Origin of the sequence: uncultured Amaricoccus sp. (genome assembly GCF_937858865.1) — a bacterium.
In the GTDB taxonomy this organism is placed as follows: Bacteria; Pseudomonadota; Alphaproteobacteria; order Rhodobacterales; family Rhodobacteraceae; genus Amaricoccus.
On the sequence record NZ_CALLYO010000317.1, the window covers coordinates 1 to 3697 of the forward strand.

General features: G+C 66.1%; 3 protein-coding genes. All 3 read right to left on the bottom strand.

All coding sequences use genetic code 11. The annotated features are described in order from the left end of the window. Nucleotides 1-77: 77 nt before the first annotated feature. Genes fusA through rpsL form a run of 3 tightly spaced genes read right to left on the bottom strand, consistent with a single transcriptional unit; the run spans nt 78 to nt 3072 of the window. The gene (fusA, locus tag Q0112_RS08985) at nt 78-2195 is read right to left on the bottom strand and encodes an elongation factor G (RefSeq protein ID WP_297974169.1); all 2118 of its coding nucleotides are present in this window, start codon (nt 2193-2195) and stop codon (nt 78-80) included. A gap of 23 nt (nt 2196-2218) precedes the next feature. Next, a complete protein-coding gene (gene rpsG, locus Q0112_RS08990) occupies nt 2219-2689 on the bottom strand; it encodes a 30S ribosomal protein S7 (protein ID WP_297974172.1) in 471 nt (156 codons plus the stop codon). Nucleotides 2690-2700: 11 nt separating this feature from the next. Beyond that, nucleotides 2701-3072, bottom strand: a complete 372-nt coding sequence (gene rpsL, locus Q0112_RS08995) for a 30S ribosomal protein S12 (RefSeq protein WP_297974180.1) — start codon at nt 3070-3072, stop codon at nt 2701-2703. Between the last annotated feature and the right edge of the window lie 625 nt (nt 3073-3697).

A 3697-nucleotide genomic window follows, 5' to 3' on the forward strand; every position in this document is an offset into this window, starting at 1 on the left:
TGCGGCTTCGTGCGCTCAAACTTTGCCTTCGCCATGATGGTCTCCTTCTCCGGGCCCGGAGCCCGTCATGCCTCTGGTCAGGCGAACTTCGCCTGGATCTCGTCGGAAATGTTCTGCGGCACCGTGTCGTAGTGGTCGAACTGCATGGTGAAGACAGCCCGTCCGCTCGACATCGAGCGCAGCGTGTTGATGTAGCCGAACATGTTCGCCAGCGGCACCATGGCGTTGATCGCGATGGCGTTGCCGCGGGTGTCCTGGCCCTGCACCTGGCCGCGGCGGCTGGTCAGGTCGCCGATGATGCCGCCGGTGTATTCGTCGGGCGTGACGACCTCGACCTTCATGATCGGCTCGAGCAGCTTGGCGCCGGCCTTCTTCAGCCCCTCGCGCATGGCGGCGCGGGCGGCGATCTCGAAGGCGAGCACGCTCGAGTCGACGTCGTGGTAGGCGCCGTCGACCAGCGCCACCTTGAAGTCGATGACCGGGAAGCCGGCGAGCGGCCCCGAATCCATCACCGACTTGATGCCCTTCTCGACGCCCGGGACGTACTCCTTCGGCACCACGCCGCCGACGATGCGGTTCTCGAACGAATAGCCCTCGCCCGGCGCGGTCGGCTCGATCTCGAGCTTGATGCGGGCGAACTGGCCGGAGCCGCCGGTCTGCTTCTTGTGCGTATAGTCGATCTCGGCCTTGCGGGTGATCGTCTCGCGATAGGCCACCTGCGGCGCGCCGATGTTGGCCTCGACCTTGAACTCGCGCTTCAGCCGGTCGACCAGGATGTCGAGATGCAGCTCGCCCATCCCCTTCATGATCGTCTGGCCCGACTCGATGTCCGTCTCCACCCGGAACGAGGGATCCTCGGCCGCGAGCCGCTGCAGGCCCTGGCTCATCTTCTCCTGGTCGTTCTTGGTCTTCGGCTCGATGGCGATCTCGATCACCGGCTCGGGGAAGGTCATCGTCTCGAGCACCACCGGCTTCTGCGGATCGCAGAGCGTGTCGCCGGTCGTCGTGTCCTTCAGCCCGGCAAGCGCGATGATGTCGCCGGCAAAGGCCTCCTCGATCTCCTCGCGGTTGACCGAGTGCATCATCATCATCCGCCCGACCCGCTCGCGCTTCTCCTTGGTGGAGTTCAGCATCTGGTCGCCCTTCTTCAGGGTGCCGGAATAGATGCGGGTGAAGGTGAGCGAGCCGACGAAGGGGTCGTTCATGATCTTGAACGCGAGGCCAGCGAAGGGCTGGGCGTCGTCGGCCGAGCGGGCGATGTCGCGGGTCTCGGTCTCGTCGCCGGGCTTGAAGCCCATGTAGGCGGGCACGTCGAGCGGGCTCGGCAGGAAGTCGATGACGGCGTTCAGCATCGGCTGCACGCCCTTGTTCTTGAACGAGGAGCCGCAGATGACGGGGACGAACTTCATCGCCAGCGTGCCCTTGCGGATCAGCTTCCTGAGCGTCTCGACGTCCGGCTCCTCGCCCTCGAGGTAGGCCTCCATCGCCGCGTCGTCCATCTCGACGGCGAGCTCGACCATGGTCGCGCGCATCTCCTCGGCCTTGGCCCGGAGCTCCTCGCGCACCGGCTGCCGGGTCCAGGTGGCGCCGAGGTCCTCGCCGGTCCAGGTCCACTCCTCCATGGTGATGAGGTCGACCTGGCCGATGAAGGCGCTCTCCGAGCCGATCGGCAGCTGCACCGGGCAGGGCATGGCGCCGGTCCGGTCCTTGATCATCTTCACGCAGTTGAAGAAGTCGGCACCGATCTTGTCCATCTTGTTGACGAAGACGATGCGCGGCACGTGGTAGCGGTCGGCCTGCCGCCAGACCGTCTCGGTCTGCGGCTCCACGCCGGCGTTGGCGTCGAGCACGCATACCGCGCCGTCGAGCACGGCGAGGCTGCGCTCGACCTCGATGGTGAAGTCGACGTGGCCGGGGGTGTCGATGATGTTGAAGCGGTGCTTCGCCGTCTCCGGGGTCTTGCCGTCCGAGGTGCGCTCCCAGAAGGTCGTCGTCGCCGCCGAGGTGATGGTGATGCCGCGCTCCTGCTCCTGCTCCATCCAGTCCATGGTCGCGGCGCCGTCATGCACCTCGCCGAGCTTGTGGCTCTTGCCGGTGTAGAACAGGATCCGCTCCGTCGTCGTGGTCTTCCCGGCGTCGATATGCGCCATGATCCCGAAGTTGCGGTAGCGGTCGAGGGGATATTCGCGGGGCATCTTGGTCGTCCTGAACCTTGGCGTTACCAGCGGTAGTGGCTGAACGCCTTGTTGGCATCGGCCATCTTGTGGGTGTCTTCGCGCTTCTTCACCGCGGCGCCGCGCATGTTCGCGGCGTCGAGCAACTCGCCGGCGAGGCGCTCCTCCATCGTGTGCTCGTTGCGGGCGCGCGCGGCCTTGATCAGCCAGCGGATCGCCAGCGCCTCGCGGCGCTCCGGGCGCACCTCGACCGGCACCTGGTAGGTGGCGCCGCCGACGCGGCGGGAGCGGACCTCGACCGAGGGCTTCACGTTGTCGAGCGCCTCGTGGAACACCTCGACCGGCGCCTTGCGCAGCTTCTGCTCGACGCGGCCGAAGGCGCCGTAGACGATCGACTCGGCGACCGACTTCTTGCCGTCGTGCATCAGGTTGTTCATGAACTTGGTGACGACCTTGTCGCCGAACTTGGCGTCCGGCAGGATCTCGCGCCGCTCGGCGCTGTGACGACGGGACATGGTCTAGTTCCTCACTTCGGCCGCTTCGCGCCGTACTTCGAGCGGCGCTGCTTGCGGTTCTTGACGCCCTGGGTGTCGAGCACGCCGCGCAGGATGTGGTAGCGCACGCCGGGCAGGTCCTTCACGCGGCCGCCGCGGATCAGCACCACCGAGTGCTCCTGCAGGTTGTGGCTCTCGCCGGGGATGTAGCTGATGACCTCGAAGCCGTTGGTCAGCCTGACCTTGGCGACCTTGCGCATGGCCGAGTTCGGCTTCTTCGGCGTCGTGGTATAGACGCGCGTGCAGACGCCGCGCTTCTGCGGGCTTCCCTGCAGGTGCATCGACTTGCTGCGCACCACGCGCGGCTGCCGCGGCTTGCGGATCAGCTGTTGGATCGTTGGCATTCGAGTCTCAACCCCGTCTATCCATCCGTTTCGTTCGCGGCCCCCACGCACGCCGTCGCACGCGAATGCCAAAAATGCCGCGCCCGAAACCGCCCTCGGTTCCGTCGCGGCGAAATTCCAGAGGACTGGGGCATGAGGCCCGAGTCGTGACCGCCAGTTCAAGGCTTGGTCCGAGGAACAAGGGGCCCCCGGAAGCGCGCGGAACCTAGGGGGATCGTTTCCCCTTGTCAACACACGTCCGTCCCCCCTGCCCGCGCTTTTTCACCGCCGCATCCCGCCCGGCCGCCCGACGCTTGCTCCGCCGCCGCATCGAGGCTCGCTGCGCCCATATATAAGAGGAGTGTGGGCGATCCCGGTCCGCAGGCCGAGTAACGAAGTTTTAACCCGACGAATCCTTTCTGCATCAATGGGATAGCTATAGTTTCGCGCGCGAAATCCCGATTGCGCATGTGCCCGGGGCGGCCGCCGGGCGCCGCGCCCCGCTCGTTCTTGCGTTTTCACCCGATTGCCCTTATCTCGCGCCCATTCGCGGAAGGGGGTCCCGGTGGCCCGAACAAGGGAAAGCCAAGGATGGCGAAGGCAAAGTTTGAGCGCACGAAGCCGCACGTGAACATCGGCACGATCG